The following is a 959-nucleotide window of genomic DNA, read 5'->3' on the forward strand; positions in this document are numbered from 1 at the left end:
GCCCCCAAGGGCGCATAGCCGGAGCTCAGCCCTTTCGACAGCGCAACGATATCCGGCCGGCAGCTCCAATGGTCGCCGCTCAGGAACTTGCCGGTGCGCCCGATGCCGGTCATCACCTCGTCATGGATCAGCAGGATGCCGTAGCGGTCGCAGATTTCGCGGATCCGGGCAAAATAGCTTGCGGGTGGGACCAGTGCCGCGGTCGCCGCGCCGCCAATCGGCTCCATGATGAAGGCAAGCACGCTTTCGGGGCCTTGTTCCAGGATCTTTTCCTCAAGCATGTCAGCGTAGCGGACGCCGCGCTCTTCCAGCGACAGATTATCTTGGTCGCGATGGACAAACGGGGCCGGCACCAGCGGCATCGGCTGTCCGAGCGGGTCGAATGTCCTGGTCAGGACATCGTCGCCGGTGACGGCAAGCGTGCCAAGCGTGATGCCGTGATAGGAGGGCATGCGACCGATGATTTTCCAGCGCTTGTCCTGGCCTGTCGCGACCGCCCATTGGCGCGCGAGCTTGAGGCAGGCCTCGACCGCCTCGGAACCGCCGGAAACGAGATAAATGCGCTCGAGCCCGTTCGGAAGCCGCTCGGCCAAGTTCCGCGCCAGCGCGACGGCCTGTTCATTCTCGAATTGGAAGATGTAGGCGAAGCTGACGCGGTCAAGCTGCCGCTTCATCGCATTGATGACGTTGCGATTGCCGTGACCGACATTGACGTTGACCGCGCCGCTCGATCCATCGATGTAGCGGCGGCCGCTCTTGTCCCACAGATAGATGCCATCGGCGCGATCCACCATCGGCTGGGGCCGTCGCGTGAAGTGGAAAAGGTTCGGCCGGCTGACGGTTTTGATCGACGGCGCAGTGTTCATTTGCCCCTCTCGTCTCGGCCAAGATAGCGGTCGAGAACATTCTTGGTCACGCGTTCGACCATCGCGTCCTGCCTTAGCAGGCCGGCGACCCAT

1 protein-coding gene is annotated in these 959 nt (G+C 62.9%); it reads right to left on the reverse strand.

The annotated features are described in order from the left end of the window. The coding region (locus EOA28_RS36960; RefSeq protein ID WP_148671162.1) for an aminotransferase class III-fold pyridoxal phosphate-dependent enzyme at window positions 1-866 on the reverse strand (866 nt) is incomplete at its 3' end. Window positions 867-959: the final 93 nt, after the last annotated feature.

It is taken from the genome of Mesorhizobium sp. M2A.F.Ca.ET.067.02.1.1, from assembly GCF_004023285.1.
Lineage (GTDB): Bacteria > Pseudomonadota > Alphaproteobacteria > Rhizobiales > Rhizobiaceae > Mesorhizobium.